Origin of the sequence: Arenimonas sp. SCN 70-307, assembly GCF_001724815.1 — a bacterium.
Classification (GTDB): Bacteria; Pseudomonadota; Gammaproteobacteria; order Xanthomonadales; family Xanthomonadaceae; genus Arenimonas.
Genome location: NZ_MEDO01000016.1, coordinates 1 through 21,967 on the forward strand (window position 1 = coordinate 1; position 21,967 = coordinate 21,967).

General features: G+C 69.1%; 18 protein-coding genes. 11 read left to right on the forward strand and 7 right to left on the reverse strand.

Annotated elements, in window-relative coordinates:
- Positions 1-241 precede the first annotated feature (241 nt).
- A complete protein-coding gene (locus ABS41_RS09580; RefSeq protein ID WP_290593342.1) occupies positions 242-5,224 on the reverse strand; it encodes a hypothetical protein in 4,983 nt (1,660 codons plus the stop codon).
- 740 nt (positions 5,225-5,964) lie between these two features.
- Here ABS41_RS09580 and ABS41_RS09585 point away from each other — a divergent pair.
- The 7 genes from ABS41_RS09585 to ABS41_RS09615 all read left to right on the forward strand — a co-directional run bounded on the left by ABS41_RS09585 (position 5,965) and on the right by ABS41_RS09615 (position 10,426).
- Positions 5,965-6,609 (forward strand): plasmid pRiA4b ORF-3 family protein, encoded by a 645-nt coding sequence (locus tag ABS41_RS09585; protein WP_290593344.1) that lies wholly within the window; start codon positions 5,965-5,967, stop codon positions 6,607-6,609.
- A 100-nt stretch (positions 6,610-6,709) separates the two neighbouring features.
- On the forward strand, positions 6,710-6,988 hold the full coding sequence (locus ABS41_RS09590; protein WP_290593346.1) for a DUF1778 domain-containing protein: 279 nt from the start codon (positions 6,710-6,712) through the stop codon (positions 6,986-6,988).
- Complete coding sequence (locus ABS41_RS09595; protein ID WP_290593348.1) at positions 6,985-7,491, forward strand: GNAT family N-acetyltransferase; 507 nt, start codon at positions 6,985-6,987, stop codon at positions 7,489-7,491. Before ABS41_RS09590 ends, ABS41_RS09595 begins: the two co-directional genes overlap by 4 nt.
- Positions 7,492-7,586: 95 nt before the next feature.
- Positions 7,587-7,853, forward strand: coding sequence for a helix-turn-helix transcriptional regulator (locus ABS41_RS09600; protein ID WP_290593350.1), 267 nt, complete (start codon positions 7,587-7,589; stop codon positions 7,851-7,853).
- Positions 7,847-9,229 carry a type II toxin-antitoxin system HipA family toxin gene (locus ABS41_RS09605; RefSeq protein WP_290593352.1) on the forward strand — a complete coding sequence of 461 codons (1,383 nt, stop codon included), beginning with the start codon at positions 7,847-7,849 and terminating at the stop codon, positions 9,227-9,229. The genes ABS41_RS09600 and ABS41_RS09605 overlap by 7 nt, the downstream gene beginning before the upstream one ends.
- Positions 9,226-9,564 (forward strand): DUF3703 domain-containing protein, encoded by a 339-nt coding sequence (locus ABS41_RS09610; protein WP_290593354.1) that lies wholly within the window; start codon positions 9,226-9,228, stop codon positions 9,562-9,564. The genes ABS41_RS09605 and ABS41_RS09610 overlap by 4 nt, the downstream gene beginning before the upstream one ends.
- Before the next feature lie 103 nt (positions 9,565-9,667).
- Positions 9,668-10,426: an outer membrane beta-barrel protein gene (locus tag ABS41_RS09615; protein ID WP_290593356.1), complete on the forward strand. Its 759-nt coding sequence runs from the start codon at positions 9,668-9,670 to the stop codon at positions 10,424-10,426.
- 15 nt (positions 10,427-10,441) lie between these two features.
- Here the strand turns inward: ABS41_RS09615 and ABS41_RS09620 are convergent, their stop codons facing one another.
- Both ABS41_RS09620 and ABS41_RS09625 read right to left on the reverse strand, forming a co-directional pair.
- Positions 10,442-11,131 (reverse strand): murein L,D-transpeptidase catalytic domain family protein, encoded by a 690-nt coding sequence (locus ABS41_RS09620; protein WP_290593358.1) that lies wholly within the window; start codon positions 11,129-11,131, stop codon positions 10,442-10,444.
- Between the two features lie 17 nt (positions 11,132-11,148).
- Positions 11,149-12,132 carry a L,D-transpeptidase gene (locus ABS41_RS09625; protein ID WP_290593360.1) on the reverse strand — a complete coding sequence of 328 codons (984 nt, stop codon included), beginning with the start codon at positions 12,130-12,132 and terminating at the stop codon, positions 11,149-11,151.
- Between the two features lie 81 nt (positions 12,133-12,213).
- On the opposite strand from ABS41_RS09625, the gene ABS41_RS09630 reads away from it, so the two are divergent.
- The gene (locus ABS41_RS09630; protein ID WP_290593362.1) at positions 12,214-12,687 is read left to right on the forward strand and encodes an OsmC family protein; all 474 of its coding nucleotides are present in this window, start codon (positions 12,214-12,216) and stop codon (positions 12,685-12,687) included.
- Positions 12,688-12,696: 9 nt separating this feature from the next.
- Here ABS41_RS09630 and ABS41_RS09635 read toward each other — a convergent pair whose 3' ends face one another.
- The 3 genes from ABS41_RS09635 to ABS41_RS09645 form a co-directional block, all read right to left on the reverse strand.
- Positions 12,697-13,461, reverse strand: a complete 765-nt coding sequence (locus ABS41_RS09635) for a hypothetical protein (RefSeq protein ID WP_290593364.1) — start codon at positions 13,459-13,461, stop codon at positions 12,697-12,699.
- A gap of 35 nt (positions 13,462-13,496) precedes the next feature.
- Positions 13,497-14,867 carry a hypothetical protein gene (locus ABS41_RS09640; protein ID WP_290593366.1) on the reverse strand — a complete coding sequence of 457 codons (1,371 nt, stop codon included), beginning with the start codon at positions 14,865-14,867 and terminating at the stop codon, positions 13,497-13,499.
- A 112-nt stretch (positions 14,868-14,979) separates the two neighbouring features.
- A complete protein-coding gene (locus tag ABS41_RS09645; RefSeq protein WP_290593368.1) occupies positions 14,980-16,065 on the reverse strand; it encodes an alkene reductase in 1,086 nt (361 codons plus the stop codon).
- A 176-nt stretch (positions 16,066-16,241) separates the two neighbouring features.
- On the opposite strand from ABS41_RS09645, the gene ABS41_RS09650 reads away from it, so the two are divergent.
- Together ABS41_RS09650 and ABS41_RS09655 are read left to right on the forward strand one after the other, a co-directional pair.
- Positions 16,242-16,607 (forward strand): I78 family peptidase inhibitor, encoded by a 366-nt coding sequence (locus ABS41_RS09650; protein ID WP_290593370.1) that lies wholly within the window; start codon positions 16,242-16,244, stop codon positions 16,605-16,607.
- Between the two features lie 4 nt (positions 16,608-16,611).
- Positions 16,612-18,474, forward strand: a complete 1,863-nt coding sequence (locus tag ABS41_RS09655; protein WP_290593372.1) for a diguanylate cyclase — start codon at positions 16,612-16,614, stop codon at positions 18,472-18,474.
- 9 nt (positions 18,475-18,483) lie between these two features.
- Here ABS41_RS09655 and ABS41_RS09660 read toward each other — a convergent pair whose 3' ends face one another.
- Positions 18,484-19,323, reverse strand: coding sequence for a universal stress protein (locus tag ABS41_RS09660; protein WP_290593375.1), 840 nt, complete (start codon positions 19,321-19,323; stop codon positions 18,484-18,486).
- Positions 19,324-19,475: 152 nt separating this feature from the next.
- Between ABS41_RS09660 and ABS41_RS09665 the strand changes: the two genes are divergently transcribed.
- Complete coding sequence (locus ABS41_RS09665; protein WP_290593377.1) at positions 19,476-21,926, forward strand: DEAD/DEAH box helicase; 2,451 nt, start codon at positions 19,476-19,478, stop codon at positions 21,924-21,926.
- Positions 21,927-21,967: the final 41 nt, after the last annotated feature.

A 21,967-nucleotide genomic window follows, 5' to 3' on the forward strand; every position in this document is an offset into this window, starting at 1 on the left:
CCCCACGATTCCCTCGGCGATCTGACGCCCGCCGAGGTCCGCCAGCAATACGAGGAAAGTTCTACTTTTGCCTTGTGTGCTTGACGGGGAAGCTTACGTAACCCCCCCCAAATCATGGGGGATTAGCCCTGAGTCCGCCGCGATTGGAACAATGGAGGGGCGCGCTTCGAGATTGTCTCTCAAACCAACCCAGTTGCTGACATTCCCGGAACGAACTCGGAGGCTTCGACGATTGGATCGCTCAAGCAGCGAGCCTTAGATCGCGACAGACTGCCAAACCCGCGGCGACCCAAAGCACCGCCAAGACCCACTCCAGGACCGGCTCACTGCCATAGGCGCTCTCGCCCTTCTGTGCGAGGAAGTACCCCACGTCTCCCTTTTCGGTCGAACTGCTCCCCAACTCGTAACCAATCATCTCTGCCAGGGCGCGCAGTCGCGCGACGGCCGCCGGTTCAATCAGGGCCACCGACCCCCGGGGCACCTTGATGCGCGAACAGTGGGCCCACTCCTTCGCCATGTCGCCCAAGCCCTGCGGTTTACGGTCCAGCAGCGCCATAAGATCGAGGTATACCGGCGTCCTTCGGGGCCTGCTCAGGTCATCTTTCGACAGTATCCGTCGGGTTCGAAGGGTAAGTTCCTGACAGCGAGCGTGGATGGCCTTAGCGGTCCCCACGTCAACGTCGACGATGTCGACCACCTCTTCAGGATCGTAGCCCATGGCCAACGCGTTCATTACGCTCTCTACGGCCCACAGGGGGAAGCCGGTCACGGTCGACTTGTAAGGCGGTGGATCAGGGAGTTCCTCGCTAGGCCACTCGGGATCAGGCATGTGCAGCGTGAGGGCCAGCCTAGTCCTCTCATCGGGCCCGTCGCTGGTGTTCCTCGCATGGCGCCAACGCTGCCAGCGCTGGTCAAGGGTGGCGACGGGGAGGCCGGAGAGCGCTGAAGCCGCGCCCCGCTCCGCCGCCGCCCTCACAGGCCGATCCAGCTCCATCCATGCCGAAGGATCCCCGATATAGGACGCGATAGGCGTTGCGATCGTTGCGTGTCCGCACACCTTGAGCACGCGATAGACATCCCGGGCCCTCGGGGCCCTGGCCCGGCGAACCCGGTCGTGCCGGTTTCGGACCCCGCGCTTTCGGAGCCAGTAGGTACGTCCGCGGGATTGCCGCGTCCGCCACCGAATCAGTTCACCAAGGCGATCAAGAAAGACCCTCCTCGGATAGCGGTCGCCCAGGGGGCCATCCAGCGTCGCGAATAGCGGTATGTGGATCCAATCCTCTTCCGGCCGGTGTCGACGCTGTCCCTGAATCCATTCGACGAACCAGGCGCGGTGGCTCTGCCAGACCTCGCCGTCGAGCGGTATGAATCCGGATGACGTGCGGGTCTTGACCTCCGCGTACTTCCCAGCGCTTCGCAGCTGTATGAAATCACCGTCCGGGCCGACGTGAATATCAGCCAGCGTGAGTCCGTAGACGGATTGCGGGCGGGCGTTCGACGCCTCGAGCAGCAGGGCGGAGCCGAAGGACAGTTCGCGCTCCCGGCGCTCGACGGGGCTCTTCCCGTCCATGGCTTTCGGCGAGACATCCTCTGCCAGTTCACGAAGGATGCCGTTGACCTCGGCGTCCGTAACGATCGCCGGGTCCTTGCCTCGGATGGCTTCTCCCGCACTCAAATAGACCAGATCCCAGTTCGGCGTGGCGATGTCATGGTCCTTCTCAACGAACTCGAGGAAGCGCCGGACCTCATCGAGGACATCGGGCTTGTCCTTGTTTTTGGACAGGACAATCGAAGCCAGGAGAGCGTTGGTCAGGGTTTCTTCGTCCACATCACGCAGATCGACCGTTGCAGGCACCGCCGCCAGCGACGGGGCAATACAGTGGTAGATCCTGTAGATGGTTCGGAGCCTCATGCCTCCTTTGGACCGGGGGCCGCCCGTGACCATGAGCTGCTTTACATACCCGAGGGTCATGCGCGGCAGCGTTGGCTTACGACCGAGCTCTCCAAGGACCCTTTTTACTTCGGGCAGGAGCTGCTTGATTCGTCCCTTGGGCGGCAAGGCTGGCGCACCGGCAATATCGCCCCGATAGTCCGCGTGGAAGCACCGCATAAGCCGGCGAACTTTTTCGTCGCCCGCTGAATCTGGCGAGGCGGCGCTCCTGCGGCTCCTTTCCTTATCGCTGGACAGATCCGATAGCGCATCCGGGGGCTCGGGTCCCGGAAGCGAGAAACCATCCTCCGCAGCAGCAATGCGATCCGCCCGGACACTGGCGGGCTGGACCACCCCATTCATCACCAGGCGCTCCGGCCCGGTCAGCTCGGCGGCGCCAGCCGTGCGCAAGGTCCCAATCATCCAGTCGCGCAGTTGGGTGTCGGAAATGCCGCTTGGCAATCGTTCTGGCATGAATGCCTTCAGGAATCGCCCGAGCTCGGCCGACCCCTCGCTACACACCCTTTCGACCAGGTCCTGCCAGCCGGCTCGCTGTCCCGACCGATGGAGCAATGGGGCCGCCGGGCCAGTGAGCGGCATATGCCCGTCGCCCAGCGGAACGCGCAGCAACCATCCATTAGTCTTGCTGTGCGTGGCCTTCCCAATGCCGAGGGCAATCACTTGCGCCTCTTTAAGGCTTCGGTAGGGCGTGTGGGCCAGGATCGCCCAGATGGCCAGATGGGCCTGCCAGATCGCTCCGCCTTTCGATGCCCTTGTGCTCGAAGCGGCCACCACCAAGGCTGCCCGGAGCTCATCAGAAATTGCCAACGCAAGGCCGATACCTGGGACGAAGGGACTGGGAACCGATTTGAAGGAGGGGTGCTGGAGCGGCGGAAGAGAGGCGAAGCACTGCTTGCGCTTGCAGGCCCAAAGCAGAGCGCTGCTCAGTATCCGCGCCCCCAAGTAGGCATGGACGGGCTCGTAGCGCGGTGAGCGCAGCCGGGCCAGAACCACATCCACCATATCCGGCGTAATGCGGGGTCGTTCGGCATTCGGGTCCTTGAGCCGCAGGCGAAGCTCACCGCGGTCACCTTTGGATAGGTAAGGAACGAGGACGGCAGACGTCGGCAGGCGCCCAAGACCCTCGATGAGCTCCTTCTGGACGACTGGGGTGATTTCCCGACGGCGCTCATTGAGGGCGCGTTTGAGCTCATGGATGCGCCGCTCGAAGCTCGCACGATGTTCTTGCGCGGCTTGGTCAAAGTCGCGCAGCGGAATGTCGGCCAGGATGCTTTGTGGGTCTTTGGGGTTATGGCCGCCCAGCCAGCCCACCGATTCGAGCCATTCATCTATCGGGCCCGCAAGGATCGAGCCCAGAACCTCAGGTGGATAGGGCGCCATGTCGGACACGGCGTGGACCTCGCCCTCCAGCCATCCCATCTGGAAGTAGCGATGCTCGGGATCCACGCCGGCCCGGATAAGGGCCTGGTCGAGGGCGTGGCGATGAAGATTCGGGCGCTCCGCCCAGACCGCCGGCAGTCGAGCCAGGAGCTCGCCGACGTCCAAAGGCTCGACTGAACCGTTGGGTGCCGGGAGGCTGAAGACGGGCTCCGCGCCTCGGAGGATCTTGCGAGCGAGGTCCCGAGCGGCGGCGGTGGCCTGCAGATCCTTCGCGAGGCGACGCAGCTCCTCGACGAAGGACGCGAGGGCCCCCATGAATCTCCAGCCCGTTCCGACCAGTCGGGTAAGCCGCGCAGGATCCGAGCGCTTGTCTCGGATCAGCGCCATGGCCTTGGTCGGGAGGAAGTCCGTCAGGTGGATCGCACCCAACGCCATGAATGGCCGGTGGCCGGTCGCCAACATGAGGTGCAGTGCGAGGCTGTCTCGTTGCCGCCGCCAGTCGTCCACGTCCCGCATTACTTTGGGGCGCCCGCGGCCTGGCTTGCTGGAAATCCCCACCGCTGCCCAAGCGCCCTCGAATGCTTCGCGATGAGGGCGCACCCGCGAACCGACCATGTGGGTGCACTGAGCCCGCAGCTCGGACGTCAGCAGGGTGCTGACAACCCGCGCCTCGGTTTCCTCTGCGCCAGCTTCCGTCCCTTCTGGGGAATCAGGGTCCTGAAGCCCGACGTTGGCCAATCCCGCCCGATGGGCAAGCATCTCCGCAGGGAAGGCCCCGTAGTAGGTCGGGGCGGGGCTCGCACCAAAGGTGTCCCCGAACGCGATTTGGGCAGCGTCCTGTCCGAGCGTGCCGGCCAGCTCGGCCGCGATACGGAGGCGATAGACAGGTCGGGTGGCGGACCGGGTCGGTTCAAACACACCCAGGGTTTGACGCACCTCCGTGGACGCCAGCCAGGCCTTGCGGTCTTTCGGCGAGACCACCTCTGGCAGCAGAAGCCCAGTGTCTTGATGCGATTCTGACTTTTCCCTTAGGGCAAGCAGCCGCCGGCAAAGGCTTATCGCCGTCGGCGAAAGTGGAAAAAGAATGTCTCCACCCGTCGATTGCCAGAAACTGATTGCCTCTGGCTTTGGCGAATAGGCGCCCCTTGGTCTGGATTCAGGACGCCTGAGCGCCCCAACCTTGAGGTCAATGATCGGCCCGGCCACGGCCTCGCCATCGCCAAACGCCGTGGCTTCAGCCTCGACCCGGCTCAGGCCGACTTCAATCCCCAGCAGGTAATCGAGCCCCTGCTCTGCCAGCGGGAGGTCGTTGGCATCGAGTCCGGCTTGGATCAGACCTGCGGTGCGCTCCCAGGCCTGCCGCGCCACGGGTCGGGGGAGGATGTTGTCGGGTTCCCTGAGCAGCTCCGGGCTGGACCGCCGGTGGATTTCCTTGCCGATGGCAGCCGCCAAGCGGTTCTTCAGGCCGTGGCGCTCCCCGGTCTCCTCTACCGCATCCAACTCCCAGCCAGAAACGAGATCGGGCTCGGAGGGATCCTCAAGGAGCGGGTCCGGAGGGTCCGACGCCGGACCGTCGAGCGGGCGGGGTCGGAGCTCGTCCCCTTCGGCAGTAGTCTCCAAGGGCCTGAGCAACCTCGAAACTACAGCTGCTAGCCACTCCGTCCAGGCGAGGTCGAAGTCTCCGTGGCCGGTAAGAACCTTGGGATCGCAGGAGATCGTCCGAAGGTATGCGATCCGTTCCCGAAGCGATCTCAGCCCGTCGCAGTCGCCGATGGCATCGCGGAGCTTGTTGGTCTTCCTGTCCGAAGACAGGCCGCGAAGCCAGCTGCAAACCGGTTCAATTTCTTCGTCAGACCAGCCAGTCAGACGGAGCTCGAGAATCAGCCAAGCCAAGGTACGTTGGAGGAGGATACCGCCGACAGACGGAAGGCTGAACAGGGCCGTAGCTAGGGGGAAGTCCTCTGTCTTACCTCGGGTGGCAATGTCGCTCCAGTCCCTTCGACCTGCAGCAAGTCCCACCCACTGGCAACGGTTCCGGGCCACGAACGCGAGGGTCCTGCGGAAGGCCCGGACCCCCTGCGGAGGCCTGTCGGCGATCTGCAGGTAGACCCTCGCCAATGCCCCTTCCCAACTCGGGTGAAACACGGATACTGACCCGAGGCAGGGATCTGCCACGTGGCAATCGGAGGGTGTCCTAGCCGCTGCGCCGGGGTCGCTCAAGCAGGGCCTTTACTCATCAGGGTTGGCTGGCATGGGCCAGAAAATAGCCGAGGCTGCTTACGGTCTCAATCGATGCTTTTGGATGGCACCCCATTTCATGTCTAAGGCATTATGATTTAATAGTTATATTTATCAGTAGCTTGAATCACCATGGTCACCTATTGCCGCTGACTTAAACCTATTCAACCAGACGTTGGTGGAAGCCTTCCGAAGCCCGGGTAAAGTGTCACAGGGCCTGAACTCAGTTTAAGGCCGGTTTGAAGAAAAAGTCCTTTAGATACGCGCCTGTAGCTCAGCCGGATAGAGTAGTGGCTTCCGAAGCCCAGGCGCGCCAAACCCCCTGTGACAAATCTGGGACAGATCTGGGACAAAACCTGATCGAGCCCCCTGCCCGGATTGAGTAGAGGCGCGCCATGCCCCAGCCCATCCTCCAGATCCGGGTCGAGCTCCAGGAGATCGAGCCGCTGATCTGGCGCCGCCTGCAGGTGCCGGGCGACTACACCTTCTGGGACCTGCACGTCGCCATCCAGAGCGCTTTCGCGTGGACGGACACTCACCTGCATGAGTTCCGGCCCGTAGGTCAGCGGGACGGCCATCCGCGCCTCGGGATGCCGCTGGACGATTTCGACGAGCGCGAAGCCTGCCCTACGGGGCACAACCCGCCTCTCCCCGATTGGGAGCACCGCGTGGCCGATATCCTGACCCCGGCCAACCCTCGCCTAGAGTACGAATACGACTTTGGCGACGGCTGGTTGCATCTCGTCACGCTTGAAGAAGCGCTGACGGCCGCTCCGGGCAAGAAATACCCGCGCTGCACCGCAGGCGAGCGTTCGGCCCCGCCGGACGACTGCGGTGGCCCCGGCGGCTATGAAAGCCTGCTCGAAACCCTGGCCGACCCCGGGGACCCGGAGCACAAGTCGTCCCACGTCTGGGCCAGCAGCCAGAAGGGCAAGCGCGGCAAGTTCGACCCCGAAGCCTTCGACGAGCAGCAGGTGAAGTTCGCCAACCCGGCGCCTCGACTCAAACGGCTGCTGGCGTATCTGGCATCCCGGCGTTGATTACGCCTGAATGAGACGATGGGCAGCCCCCCGCGGCCAGCTTGTCAGGACATTGTCCGGACATCATAATGGCTCTAGCTCGTCTCCCGAGGTGCGCACCATGACTGCCGCCAACCCATCCAAATCCGAACGCATCGATGTCCGCGCCACGGCGCCGGTCAAGCAGCTGCTGCAGGAAGCGGCGCGTGCGTGCCACAAGAACGTCAGCGAGTTCCTGCTCGATGCCGGGGTGAATGCCGCGTCGCAGACGCTGGCGGATCGCCGCCGGTTCGTCCTCGACGAGACCCAATGGCAGGCCTTCCAGGAAGCCCTCGATCGCCCGGTCCAGGACAAGCCGCGCTTGCGTAAGCTCCTGCGTGAACCCGGGGCGCTGGATTGAGTGGCGGTTACTCGCAAGTCCGCAAGCTCGCCGCCACCGACCGCACCGAAGTCTTCGATTGCGGCCGGGAGCCCCTGAACCAGTTCCTCCAACGATTCGCCCTGGTCAGCCAGAAGGCGAACAGTGCGCAGACCTATGTCTGCTGCCAGGGCAAGGACGTGGTCGGCTACTACAGCCTGGCGGTCGGCAGCGTCGAGCCCGATGAAGCGGCCACGCGTGTCACCAAAGGCCTCGCCCGACATCCCGTACCGGCGATGATCCTGGCCCGGCTCGCGGTGGCGACTGCGCACCAACGGCAGGGGCTGGGACAGGCACTGCTGAAGGACGCTCTGCTTCGCACCGCGCAGGCGGCAGATATCGCCGGCATCCGATGCCTTCTGGTGCACGCCAAGGATGATGCCGCGCGAAAGTGGTACGAAAGCTGGGATTTCGAGCCCAGCCCCAGTGACCCTTACCACCTGTTCCTGCTGATGAAGGACCTCAAGGCGATTGTTGGCGAGTGAGGCGGCATCGGAGCCGGCAGATACAGCGCCTGTTGCGTTTTCTGATTTAACAGCCTATAAGCTGTTTATACAGAAAACAGCCCAGGATGCGTGCCATGAGCCAGTACACCGTCCGAACCCCCGACCAGTTGCCTGCCCTGCTCAAGGCCTTCCGTAAACAGGCCGGACTGACCCAGGGCCAGCTCGCCACGCGCCTGGGCATCACGCAGCAGACACTCTCCGCCCTCGAGCGCAACGCCCACAAGGTCAGCGCCGACCGGCTGCTGCAGTTGCTGGGCATCCTGGGCGTGGACCTGGTGCTGCAGTCGCGCGGCCACGGAACCGACCCGAAGCCCTCCGCCACGGGAGGTGCCGGATGGTGACGCCCCGTACCGGACGCACGCCGCGCCGCCAGGCCCTGGGCCTGTGGATGAACGGCGACTTCGTCGGCACCTGGCGCCTCGACGCCAGCGCCGGTGATGTCCTCGAATACGACGCCGGCTGGCAGGCTGCGCCGCAAGGCCGACCCCTGTCGCTCTCACTTCCGTTCACGCCAGGCGGCTTGCCGCATCGCGGCGACGTCGTGCGCGCGTACTTCGAGAACCTGCTGCCGGACAGCCAGGAAATCCGGGCACGGGCCGCGCGTCGATTCCGCGCACGATCCACCGAGGCCTTCGACCTGCTGGCGCAGATCGGCCGCGACTGCGTGGGCGCATTACAGATCCTGCCCGACGGCATGACGCCCGGCGACGTCCGCACGCTCGACGCGACGCCCCTGGGCGAACACGATGTAGCCGCCCTCCTGCGCGGCACCGTGGCTCCGCCGGCGATGGCCGGCGCGATGCCGGCGGACGACGGGGATTTCCGCATTTCCATCGCCGGCGCCCAGGAGAAGACCGCGCTCGCCTGGATCGACGGCCGCTGGTGCCTGCCCCACGGCTCGACGCCCACGACGCACATCCTGAAGCTGCCGATGGGCCTGGTCGGCAACATGAAGCTCGACCTGAGCCATTCGATCGAAAACGAGTGGCTGTGTTCGCGCATCCTGGCGGCCTACGGGCTGCCCGTGGCCGAGTGCGAGCCGCTGCAGTTCGAGGACATGAAGGTGCTGGCGGTGAAGCGCTTTGATCGTGCCTGGCTGGACGGCCCCGCCGGCCCGTGGCTGGCGAGGCTGCCGCAGGAAGACTTCTGCCAGGCCACTGGCACGCCCGCCGCGCTGAAGTACGAGTCGGACGGCGGCCCGGGCATCGAGCGCATCTTGGGCCTGCTGGCCACGTCGGAAACGCCGCAGGCCGACCGACGCACCTTCCTGCTGGCGCAGCTGGTGTTCTGGATGCTTCGCGCCCCGGACGGGCACGCCAAGAACTTCAGTCTCTCCATACGGCCACGAGGCGCCTATCGCCTAACGCCGCTGTACGACGTGATGTCGGCCTGGCCACTGATCGGCGAGGGCCCCGGCCTGCTTTCGGAGCACAAGATCCGCCTCGCGATGGCGATCCGTTCGACCAACGCGCACTGGAAGATGAAGGAGATCCAGCGCCGGCACTGGCTGGCGCTCGGCAAGCGCCATGGCGTGCTGGAGGACGACGGGCGCGACTTCGAGGCAATCATCGACGATCTTGTCGGCCGGACGCCCGGCGTGATTTCCGACGTTGCGGCCAGTCTCCCGAAGGGCTTTCCCGACCTTGTCGCGGACCCGGTGCTGCGCGGACTTGGGCACGCGGCATCACAACTGGCGGCATACTCCCCACCACCATGACCCGCCTCGCCCAAGCCTTCACCCACGAGTGGAACCAGGCCCGCGCCGCGCGCCTGGCCGGCGACCTTGACCGGGCCTTCCACCATCTCGAGCGGGCCCACATCCTGGGCCAGCGGCATACCCGGCGGCACATCCAGAGCCACCTCGGGATGCTGCACGTGGGCTGGCTTCGCAGCGATCTCCGGGAAATGGCCGGTCAACTGGCGCGCATCGTGGCGGCTACTCTGTTCTCCCGCATTTGGGTGCCAGTGGGCAATACCGGCGGCGCCAACGTCAGCGCCCTCCAGCCCATGCCGGTGCCGCCGGACCTGCAGGCCCTGCTCGACGAGTCCTGAGCCGCCGGGCGGCTGGCACCTGCGCGCCCTTCATTTCGTTTTCACAAGGGTCCGGGGGCGCAAAGGCGCCGGCCGGGCACCCCAACAACGAAGGACGCCCCCAATGAACAAGCGCATTTCCCTCCTGGCCGCCCTCTTCCTCGCCGCCCCGGGCGCGATGGCCGCCAATGGTGACTGGACCGGCTGGTACGCCGGCTTCCACGCGGGCCAGGGTGACTCGGACGCCGAAGCACAGACCACCCTCGGCGGCGCCTGGTCCAGCGAATCGCAGGCCCTGCGCGACGAGGTCGCGGCTGGCCTGTCGCCGGACCTCGACGCCAGCGGTGCCGCGTACGGCGTGCAGGTCGGCTACAACCACCAGTTCGCCAGCGGCTTCGTGCTCGGCGCCGAGCTCGACTGGAGCAAGCTCGACATCGACGAAACGCGGATCACCGGCCCCATCGCCACCACCGCCTTCCCGGCGCTGACCTACGACTACGGCAACGCCATCGAGCTCGACGACAAGCTCGCGCTCAAGGGCCGCATCGGCTGGGCCAGCGGCAGCCACCTGTTCTCGTTGAGCGTGGGCTGGGTGCAGGTTGATGCGCAGGCCTTCGCCGGCATCGTCAGCAACGGCAACTACCTCAAGGCCGGTGGGCGCTCGCAGACCCTCGAGGGCACCGAGATCGGCGTCGCCTACGAGTACGACTTCGGCAACCAGTGGTCGCTGCGCGGCGAGTGGCTGATGGCCGACGTCGATTCGATCAACTTCGACACCGAGTACCTGCCGGGCAGCAGCTTCACCTCGCCGGCCTACTCCGAGTCCGTGCGCCAGAACGCCGACTTCGAGACGTTCCGCCTCGCGCTGAACTACCGCTTCTGATCCACCGGACCGGGGTCAGCCCTGGCTGGCCCCGGTCCTGCCGCGCGCGAGCGCGTCGCGGCCGCATCCCAGGAATCGCGATTCTTCCAGCCAGTCTTCGTCGGGGTAGTAGGCGAACAGCAGCTGGCCCTGCTTGAGGGTGTCGATCACCTCGCGCGCCACCGCCGGGCGTACCGCCGGGCAACCGAAGCTTCGCCCCAGCCGGCCCTGCAGCGCGGCGGCCAGCGGATCGACGTAGGGCGCGCCGTGCATCACGATCAGCCGCTCGCGGGCGGCGTCGTTCACGCCGGGCTCCAGCCCGTCCATGCGCAGCGAGTAACCGTTGCCGCCCTGGTAGGTTTCAGCGGTGACGAACAGGCCCAGGCTCGACTGGTGGCTGCCGTTTCGATTTGAAAACGCGGTGGCCAGGTTTTCGCCGCTGCCACGGCCGTGCGCCACGTGCTCGGCGAACAGCAGCTTGCGCGCTTCGAGGTCGAACACCCACAGCCGCGGCTCGGTCGAAGGCCGCGAGTAGTCGATCACCGCCAGCCGTTCGGCATCGGGCGCGGCGTCTTTCGCGCAATCGCGCGCCTCCAGCGCCAGCGCCAGCACCTTCGGGTCGGCGTCGGGCGCCTGCGCGCGCAGTTCGCCCAGCAGGGCGGTGTCGGCGGCGACGGGCGCGGCCAGCACGAGCAGGCCCAGGGCCAGCAGTCGGTTCAGGGCCATGGGCTGGCTCCGCGGGGTCATTGGCCTTCCATCTGTGGCTGCCCGGGCGGGTTTTCATCCCCCGCTTGCAGCACGGTAAATCCGGCAGTCAGGCCCAGCGGTTCGTCGGTGACCACCAGGGTGGCCCCGGGCGCCAGCACGTCGTACAGCCGCGCCACGAAGCCCGGGTCGATGCCCAGGCCGGCCGGCGCCAGCGCGCTGGCCGGGTCGTCGTCGCCCTCGCCCAGCACGCGCAGCCAGCGGCGGCGCGGCCGGTCGGGCAGCACCGGCGCCACGTCGCTGCGCACGCCTTCGAGCAGCAGGTAGGCGCGCGTCCCCGTGGGCGCCGTGCCGGTGACCGACACCGCCGCCCGGCCGAGCTCCACGCCCTCGCGCAGCGCCACCATCTGGCGGTCGGCGGTGCTGAGCACCACCGTCAGCGCACCGGGCGGCGCAACGCCGGGCTGCCAGGTGTAGTCGGCGCCCGCGGGCGCGGGCAGCGTGAGCTCGCTGGCCGGCGTGCCGGCGGCGGCCTTGGGCACGGGCGGGAACAGGGTGGGCTCGGCCAGCATCGGCGCCACGTCGGCGCGGTCGGTGATCACCACGGTCATGCCGCGCGACGTCACCTCGAAGAGCCGCTCGGCGAAATCGCGCGGCAGCCGCACGCAGCCGTGCGAGGCCGGGTAGCCGGGCACGTGGCCGGCGTGCAGCGCCACGCCATCCCAGGTCAGCCGCTGCATGAAGGGCATCGGCGCATCGTCGTAGAGGTTGGAGTAGTGCTCGCGCTTCTTCTGCAGGATGGTGAAAACGCCCGTTGGCGTTTCGTAGCCGGGCTTGCCCGTGCTCACCGAGGCTTCGCCGATGCGCACGCCGTTGCGGTACACCGTGGCGCGCTGGTCGGGCAGGCTCACCAGCACCAGCACCGGGCCGGCCGGCGCCACCTCGGGGGTCCAGCGGAACTGGCCGGGCTGCAGCGTCGCCGTGCCCAGGGCCAGCAGGCCAAGCCAGTGCCAAACCGCCATGCGAAACCCTCCGGCAAGCTTCGTCCATGTTACGCCCGGCGCGGGCTATGCTGGTGGCCTGGCCCGCACGCGAGCTCCGGCATGGAAAACAAGACCATCGAAGTCACCCTGCACCAGCAGGAGGGTTATGCCTTCCGCATCGAGTTCGGCGAAGGCATCGACGACCTGATGAGCGACGAGCCGGCGCCGCTGGGCCAGGGCCACGGCCCGAATCCCTCGAAGCTGCTGCTGGCCGCGGTGGCCAACTGCCTGGCCGCCAGCCTGACCTTCGCCCTGCGCAAGTTCGGCAACCAGCCCGGTCCCATCACTGCCCAGATCCGCGGCGAGATGGCGCGCAACGAGGCCGGGCGCTGGCGCATCCCGCGCGCCCGCGCCGTCATCACGCTGGCCGAGCTGCCCGGCGCGCACAAGTCCTTCGAGCGCGTGCTGTCGCAGTTCGAGGAGTTCTGCGTGGTCACCCAGAGCGTGCGCAACGGCATCGACGTCGAGGTCGAAGTGCGCGATGCCGAAGGCCGCGTGCTGATGGGCGACAAGAGTTTCGAAGCCGGCGCCTGAGCCCGGCGATCAGGCGCCCTTTCGCGCCTCGACGATCCGCCGCGCGATGGCGGCATCACCCTGCTCGAGCAGCTCGACCGGGGTGTACTGGAAGCCGGTGAGCACCATTGCCTCGCCCACGCACCATTCGCGCTGTTCCTTGCTCAGCACGGCGGCGCCGGCGGCCACGGCCGCCAGCAGCTCGGACGTGGGCACGGTGTCCTGCGGTTCGGGCGCACGCTTGGCCGGGGCCGGCCCCGCAACCGCTGCCTTCTCGGCCGCGGCCTTGAGCCAGGCCACGCGGGCCAGGGCCACGGCGAGGCGATCGCCGCCGTCCTTGAGCGCGGGCGCGGCGCTGGCCAGGGCACCAAGCAGCGCGTCGCGCTCGACTTCCAGCGCCTTCATCGCCTGCTCCTTCGACGCCAGCCTGCCTTCGGCCTCCTTGAGCATCGCCTCGAGCTGCAGGATTTCGGTGGCCGGGTCGGCCAGGGTCTTGCTGCCCAGCAGGCGCATCACCTTCTCGCCCAGGCGGGCATGGATGGCCGGGTCGGAGAACTTCAGGTCGCGCGCGGCGGTCTGCCAGGCCAGGGCGACCTGGCTGACGGTCTGGGCCTTTTCGGTGGGCGCGCCCGGCGCGGCCTCGTTCACGGGCTCGGCGGCTGCCGCCGGGCCGGCGTTGGCCGCCTGCTGGATGGCCAGGTCCAGGCGCTCGCACAGCTCGGTCTTCTGGAAGTCGCGCGCCAGCTTGCGCAGTTCGATGCGGCAGTCGATCAGCAGGGAGCGCAGGTCCTTCATGGCCCCATTCTATGCCCGCGCCGGTGCGGACGGGGTCAACGGGCCAGCAGGAAGTGCAGCAGGTTGTTCTGGAAGTAGGGGTTCACCGACAGCTGGTCGTGCCGCTCGCACAGGAAGAAGCTCTGGGCGAAGGGGAACGTGTCGTTGCCGGCACCCACGCCCTCGACCAGGCCGCGGCCCAGCTGCGACTCGCGGGTGACCAGGCCATCGCCGGGCAGCATCAGCAGGCGCTCGTAGTCCACGCCGGGCACGCGGTTGCGCACGTCGCCCGGGCGCACGACCAGGCGCTCCCCGCGTTCGTCGCGCTCGAGCACGGCCCGGCCCGGGGTGAGGGTGCAGTCGCCGCCGAACACCGCCACCTCCACGCCGCCCGACTGGATCGGCTGGCCCAGCGCACGGTGCAGCAGGCGTGCGCGGTCGAGATGGCGGATGAAGAAGGACTGCAGCTCGGCCATCTGCAGCGCGCCGGTTTCGCGGTCCGGCGCGGCGGCCATCACCCGCTGCTCGACCTCGGGCGAGAACACGCCCCACCGGCGCAGGCGCCAGGTGTCGGGCTGGTAGATGTCCAGCACCACCGGCTTGCCGTCGGCGCCGAAGATGACCTGCTGGTCCGGGTGCGGCAGGGTCTCGAAGGGCGTGGCCATGGTCGCCAGCACTTCCACGGGCACGGTGCGGAAGGCCATCTTCACGCCCTTCTGCAGCCGCTCGAGGCTGATCACCGAGCCGAGGTTGGGCGTGCCCAGCAGCACCATGCGGCGGATGCGGTGCGGGCCCTCGTCCCAGCTGACGAACTCGCGTTCGTCGAGCACGTTGGCCGGGCCGTAGCGCAAGTAGTAGTTGGCGATCAGTCCGCCGTTGCTGTGCGCGAGCAGGTCGACGGCCAGGTCCGGGTCGTCGTAGTCCCTGCGGATCTGCTCGATCATCGCGTGCAGCTGGCGCACCGCGTGGATGTTTTCGCGACGCCAGTCGTACAGCAGCAGGTAGTAGCGGCGGCGGTCATCGGCGTCCTTGACCGGCTGGCCCGGCTCGGCGCGACGGAAGCGGCCGACGCGCTCGAGCGCCTCGACGAGCGCGCCGTAATAGTCCACCCGGGCCACGCCGTAGAACAGGTCGCCGGGCACCAGGCCGCCGCCGCTTTCCTCGACGGCGCGCACGCGCGCCAGCTCGCGGTAGTCGCTGAAGGCCAGCGCGCCCACGCCGCCCGGCCAGTACTCCTTGCCGGTCTTGGCATCGACCAGGGTCGAGCCCATGAGGCCATGGATGATGATGACCGGCGGCTGTGCCGGGTCGTGCGTCTCGGCTTCGTACAGGCGCGCCAGGTCGGGACGCGTGGGCGCGCCCGTGCAACCCGCCAGCACGAGGCTGGCGAGCAGCAGCCAGGGCAGCCGTCGCAGGAAGGTCTTCATCGGGGCGGTGATTTTCACACGCGGCGGGTGAATGCCGTCACCGCCAAAAGTCCCGGTCGCCGCCCCGCCGCCCGACGCAGGGGAGGGACGGGGGCGGCGGGGCAACGCGGGTTCAGGCGGCGGCGGACTCGCGCAGCGCGGGGTAGTCGGTGTAGCCCTCGGGGCCGGGGGTGTAGAGCTTGTCGGCCTGCATCGGCGCCAGCTCGGCGCCGGTGGCCAGGCGCGCCGGCAGGTCGGGGTTGGCGATGAAGGGGCGGCCGAAGGCGATCAGGTCGGCGCGGCCGGCCTGCAGGTCGGCCTCGGCGCGCGCGCCGTCGTAGTCGCCGGCCAGCACCAGGGTGCCGGTGAAACGCTTGCGCACCGCGTCCACGAACTCCGGCGGGACCGCGCCCGGGGTGGCGATGAGGCTCAGGTAGGCGATGCCGCGGCGCGACAGTTCGTCCACCAGCGCCAGCGCCTCTTCGGCCTCGCCCTCGTAGTTGGCGGCCAGGTCGTTGAAGGCGTTGAACGGCGAGAGACGCACGCCCACGCGGCCGGCGCCGATGGCGGCGGCGGTGGCGTCCACCAGCTCGAGCAGGAAGCGGCGGCGGTTCTCGGCGCTGCCGCCGTACTCGTCGCTGCGCTGGTTCGACCTGGGGTTGAGGAACTGCGCCAGCAGGTAGCCGTTGGCGGCGTGCAGCTCGACCAGGTCGATGCCGGCCTCGCGGGCCAGGATGGCCGAGCGCACGTACTCGTCGCGGGTGGTGGCGAGGTCGGCGGCGCTCATCTCGCGCGGCACGGGGTGGTCCTGCATGCCCTGGGCATCGGTCCAGACCTGGCCGGCGGCGGCAATCGCCGACGGGGCCAGCAGCTCGGCGCCTTCGGGCAGGTTGGCCGGGTGGCCGATGCGGCCGGCGTGCATCAGCTGGATCGACACGCGCGCGCCGCCGGCGTGGGCGGCCCTGGCCACGGCGGCCCAGCCCTGGGCCTGCGCGGCATTGAACAGGCCGGGGATGCGGGCATAACCCAGGCCGTTGGGCGAGGGCGAAGTGCCTTCGGTGATCAGCAGGCCGGCGCCGGCACGCTGGCCGTAATAGGTGGCCATCAGCTCGCCCGGCACGTTGCCCAGGGCGCGCGAGCGGGTCATCGGGGCCATCACGACGCGGTTCTGGAGCGAAAGGCCGGCGACGGTGGCGGGGGACAGCAGCTTGGTGCTCATGGGAAGGGTCTCCTCGGGGATGGACCTAGGATGGAGGACCCCATGGGCGAAACAAAGACCGTGGTGCGCTACGTATCGTTGCAATTTCATCCCTTCTGCCCGCCTGGCTGGTCCCGGGGCCTCCCGTCTGCACGGCCCTGCGCTAACCTCGGTGCCTGCCCACCCGGAGAGCCCGCATGTTCCGTCCGACCAGCCTCGCCCTGGCCAGCCTGCTCGCCCTGTCGGCCTGCGCCACCCCGCCCCAGGACACTCCGCCGGCCGACGAAGGCGACACCGCCTTCGCCCCCGCCCCGCCCCCGCCCACCCTCGAGGACGAGGGCATCCGTGAGAAGCCGCCCGTGATCTGCAACGACCAAGCCGGCCAGTGGGCCGTTGGCCAGCTCGCCGACGAGGCCCTGGTCGAAAAGGTGCAAGCCGACACCCAGTCCAAGTACGTGCGCGTGATCAAGCCCGGGATGATGGTGACGATGGATTACCGCGAGGACCGGGTGAACATCGACGTCGACGAGGAAAACCGCGTCACGGCCGTTCGCTGCGGCTGACGCGATGAACCTGCTGGCCCACCAGGTCCTGCGGCGGGTCGCGCTGTGGTCGAGCCTGGCGGTGCTGGGTGCGACCGCGCTCGGCTATTGGTACGCGTTCTCGCTCTCGCGCGACCGTGCCCTCGTGCAGCTGCAGCGCCACGCCGAGCTGCAGGGCCAGCAGCAGGAACAGGCCTTCCAGGATGCACTGGCGCACCTGGAGCTGTTCCGCGCCGAGTTCCTGCGTCGCTACCGCGACGGCGCCATCGACCACGGCGCGCGCTTCGATGCGATGTACCGCAGCGGCCCCGACGGCGCGATCCGCCTGGCGCCGGAGTTCTTCCGCGGCGTGCGCCGGCCCGATGGCCAGTACGTGAGCCACACCACCGGCTTCGTCGGCCGCAGCGCCGGCCGGCCCGACGCCGACCTGCGCCGCCGGCTCGTCATCGCCACCGACCTGGTGGCGCTCTACGGCCCGGCCTGGGGCGAGCCCTTCGCCAACCTGCACGCTTCGCTGCCGGAAAACGCGCTCGTGAACTACTGGCCGGGCGTGCCCTGGGGCCTGGACGCGCGCGCCGACCTCGACGTCACCGCCGGCGCCGTGGTGGCCGCCACGCTGCCGGCCAACAACCCCACGCGCCAGGCGGTCTGGTCCGGCCTCTACTTCGACCTCACCGCGCGCCAGTGGACGGTGACGGTGCAGCTGCCGGTGGATGGCGAAGACGGCCGGCACCTGGTCAACCCCAGCCACGACATCCTGCTCGACGAAATCCTGGCGCGCCTGCAGCGAAGCCGCCTCGCCGGCGCGCGCACGCTGCTGATGAGCCGCGAAGGCCAGCTTATCGCCGGCAACAGCGCGCCCGGCGAAGACGCGCAGGATCGCGGCGTGCTGCACGTGGACAAGCTCGACGACCCGCTGCCGGCCCGCATCCGCCGCCTGGCGCGCGAACAGTTGGACTCGGGCCAGCCGCAGCAAGTGGTGCGCGACGAGGAAAGCGGCGCCTACATCGTCTTCAGCCGCGTCGCCGGCCCGGACTGGTGGCTGGCGACGATCTACGGCGCCGAGCAGGTGTCGGGCGCGGCGCACCGCGGCGCGGCGATCATACTGGCGCTCGGGATCGGGCTGCAGGTGATCCTGCTGGTGGTGGTGGGCAGCGTGCTGGGACGGCGCGTTGGCCAGCCGGTGCGGCAGCTGCAGGCCGCGGCCGAGTCCCTCGCACGGGGCGAAGCCGCCGGCGCGGCCGGACTGCCGCTGGACGAGGACAACGAGATCGGCAGCCTGGCGCGCAGCTTCCGCGAGCTGGCGCGCATGGTCGAGCAGCGTCGCCACGAACTCGAGGGCACCGTCGCCGAACGCACCCGCGAGCTGGCCGACGCCAACGCGCGCCTGGAGGAACTCACCCGTACCGACAGCCTCACCGGCCTGCCCAACCGCCGTGCCTTCGACGCCGACATCGAGGCGTGGCTGGGAACCCGCGGCCCGACCTCGGCGCTGGCGCTGGCGATGATCGACGTGGACTACTTCAAGCCCTACAACGACACGCTCGGCCACGAAGCCGGCGACCAGGCCCTGCGCGAAGTAGGCGCGGTGCTGGCCGGCCAGACCCGCCGCGACGTGCGCTGCTACCGCTACGGCGGCGAGGAATTCGCCATCGTCTTCACCGCCATCGCGGTGCCGCATGCCGAGCGCATCCTGCGCCGGATCCTCGAGGACATCGCCGCGCTGGGCCTGGCCCACCCGGCCAGCCCGCTGGGCGTGGTGACGGTGAGCGCGGGCCTGGCCAAGGCTTACGGCGAGGACATCGACCTGGCCACGCTGGCGCGCACCGCCGACCGCCAGCTCTACGCCGCCAAGGCCAGCGGCCGCAACCGGCTCGCCATCGGCTGAGCGCGCGGCTCAGTGCGAGAGCAGCACCGGCAGGCGTGCGCCATTGAGCACGGTGCGGGTGACCCCGCCGAACACCTGCTCGCGCCAGCGCGAATGGCTGAAGCCGCCCATCACCAGCAGGTCGGCCACGGCGCCGCGGCAGTGCTCGAGGATGGCCTCGCCGGTGCTGCGCGTGCCCTTCTCGACGATTTCCACCTTCGCGTGGCAGCCATGCCGCGCCAGGTGCCGGGCGATGTCGGCGCCGGGCGCCTCGCCGTGGCCGAGCGCGGTGGCTTCGGGGTTGACCACCAGCACGTCCACGCGCGCGTCGCGTGGCAGCCAGGGCAGGGCGTCGTGCAGCGCGCGGCTGGCCTCGCGGCGCGGCTGCCAGGCCAGCACCACGCGCCGCGGCGGCACCATCAGCTTCACGCCGTGCGGCACCATCAGCACCGGCCGGCCCGAGTGCATCAGCAGCGCGTCGAACCCCGTACCGAAGCGCGAACCAGGTTCATTTTCCACCGGCCCGCCGAACACGCACAGGTCGGCATAACGCGCGTGCAGCGCGGCGACTTCCTCGGGCCAGGCCAGCGGCGAATCCACCACCCGCACCTCGTGCGCGATGCCGGCGGCCGACAGATGCTCGCGGGCCACGCCGGCGGCGCGCTCGGCAGCCGCGCGCAGCGCCTCGTAGCCGGCCTGGTCCAGGCCGATGGCGGTGACGCCCCACTCGCTGGCGAAGGGCACCGGCGCATGCGCGACGGCCAGTGCGGCCACGTGCGCGTCGTGCACGCGGGCCAGGGCGGCCGCGGCTTCGAGCGCCGCGTGGTCGGCGGCATTGCCCTGCAGGAAGACGAACAGGTCGCGGATCATGGCCAGGCTCCTCGGTGCACGGGGTGGCTTGAACGCTACGCCGACGGGCACGGCCGGCGTTGACGTGGGTCAAGCCTGCGCCCGCGCGGCGTCTCATTCAATGAGACGGGGCCGGCGGCTAATGACGGCCGGACCGCCCACGGAATGCCGCCATGCCCCCGCAAGCCCTCGCCCGCCGCGATGCCCAGGCCCTGGCCCTGGAGCCCGGCCAGCCCGCCGATGCCCCGCTCGCCCCGCGCGTGCGCGACCCGCGCCAGCTGGCGCAGCGCCTGCGCGGCAAGTATTCCGACCGGGTGACCGGCCACTTCGTGCTGCCCGCGCGCGAAGGCCGCTACGCGCCGCTGCCCGACGCGCTGCCGCCGGGGCTGGCCACGGCGCTGCGTTCGCGCGGCATCGAGCGGCTCTACAGCCACCAGGCCCAGGCTTGGGAGGCCGCGCAGGCCGGGCAGAACCTGGTCGTCGTCACGCCCACGGCTTCGGGCAAGAGCCTGTGCTACACGCTGCCGGTGGCGGCGGCGGCGATGCAGGCGCAGGCCAAGGCGCTGTTCCTGTTCCCGACCAAGGCGCTGGCGCAGGACCAGGTGGCCGAGCTGCTCGAGCTCAACCGCGCCGGCGACCTGGGCCTGCGCTGCCACACCTTCGACGGCGACACGCCAGGCGACGCGCGCCAGGCCATCCGCCTGCACGCCGACCTGGTGGTGTCCAACCCCGACATGCTCCACCAGGCCATCCTGCCGCACCACACCAAGTGGGCGCAGTTCTTCGAGAACCTGCGCTACGTGGTCATCGACGAGGTGCACACCTACCGCGGCGTGTTCGGCTCGCACCTGGCCAACGTGCTGCGGCGGCTGCAGCGCGTATGCGCCTTCTACGGCGCCAAACCGCAGTTCATCCTGTGCTCGGCCACCATCGGCAACCCGAAGGCGCACGCCGAGGCGCTGGTGGAGGCGCCGGTCACGGCCATCACCGAATCGGGCGCGCCGGTGGGCGAGAAGCACCTGCTGCTGTGGAACCCGCCGGTGGTGAACCCCGACCTGGGCCTGCGCGCCTCGGCGCGCTCGCAGTCCAACCGCATCGCCCGGCTGGCCATCCGCGCGGGGCTCAAGACGCTGGTGTTCGCGCAGTCGCGCACCATGGTCGAGGTGCTCACCAAGTACCTCAAGGACGTGTTCGACCACGACCCGCGCAAGCCGCCGCGCATCCGCGCCTACCGCGGCGGTTACCTGCCCAACGAACGCCGCGAGGCCGAGCGCGCCATGCGCGCGGGCCACGTGGACGGCATCGTCAGCACCTCGGCCCTGGAGCTGGGCGTGGACATCGGCGCGCTCGACGTGGTCGTGCTCAACGGCTATCCGGGCTCGGTGGCGGCCACCTGGCAGCGCGTGGGCCGCGCCGGCCGGCGCCAGCAGCCCTCGCTGGGCGTGCTGGTGGCCTCGTCCGATCCGCTCGACCAGTACCTGGTGCGGCATCCGGACTTTTTCGAAGCCGCCAACCCCGAGCACGCGCGCATCGCGCCCGACCAGCCGCTGATCCTCCTCGACCACCTGCGCTGCGCCGCCTTCGAGCTGCCCTTCCTGCGCGGCGAGCGCTACGGGCCGATGGACCCGGCGCCCTGGCTCGACGTGCTGGCCGAAACCGGCGTGCTGCACGCCGAGGGCCAGCGCTGGGACTGGATCGCCGACAGCTACCCGGCCAATGCGGTGTCGCTGCGCGCGGTGGCCGACGGCAACTTCGTGGTGGTCGACCGCACCGACGGCGCGCAGAAGATCATCGCCGAGGTCGATTATTCCGCCGCCGCGCTCACGCTCTACGAGGGCGCCATCCACATGGTGCAGTCGGTGCCCTTCCAGGTGGAGCGGCTCGACTGGGAAGGCCGCAAGGCCTACGTCACCCGCACGCACGTGGATTACTACACCGACGCCATCGACTACACGCGCCTGAAGGTGCTCGAACAGTTCGACGGCGTGCGCGCCGGCGAGGGCAGCGCGCGCCATGGCGAGGTCCACGTGGTGCGGCGCGTGCCGGGCTACAAGAAGATCCGCTACTACACCCACGAGAACATCGGCTACGGGCCGGTGAACCTGCCCGACCAGGAAATGCACACCACGGCGGCCTGGTGGCAGCTGGCGCAGGACACGCTCGAGCGCGCCTTCGCCTCGCGCCAGGACGCGCTCGACGGCTTCCTGGGCGCCGCGCACGCGCTGCATCTGGTGGCCACGGTGGCGGTGATGGCCGAAGCGCGCGACCTGCGCCAGGCGGTGGGCAGCGGCGACGGCGCCTGGTTCGCCCAGGCCGATGGCCGCGGCCGCGGCCAGCTGCGCGGCAGCGACGGCCAGCCCGGGCATCCCGATGCCGCCGAGCGCTTCACGCCCACGGTCTACCTCTACGACAACTACCCCGGCGGCATCGGCCTGAGCGAGCCGTTGTGGCGGCGCCAGGCCGAACTGGTGCAGCGCGCCCGCGAACTGGTCTCGGCCTGCGACTGCCGCGCCGGCTGCCCGGCCTGCGTGGGGCCCATCCTCGCCAGCGATGAAGACAAGGCCGAAGGCACGCCCCGGGCGCTGGCGGCGAAGGTGCTGGCGCTGCTCGGGGACGCAGGGTGAGCGCGGCGCTGTTGGAGAAGCTGCGCGCGCTGCAGCGGCAG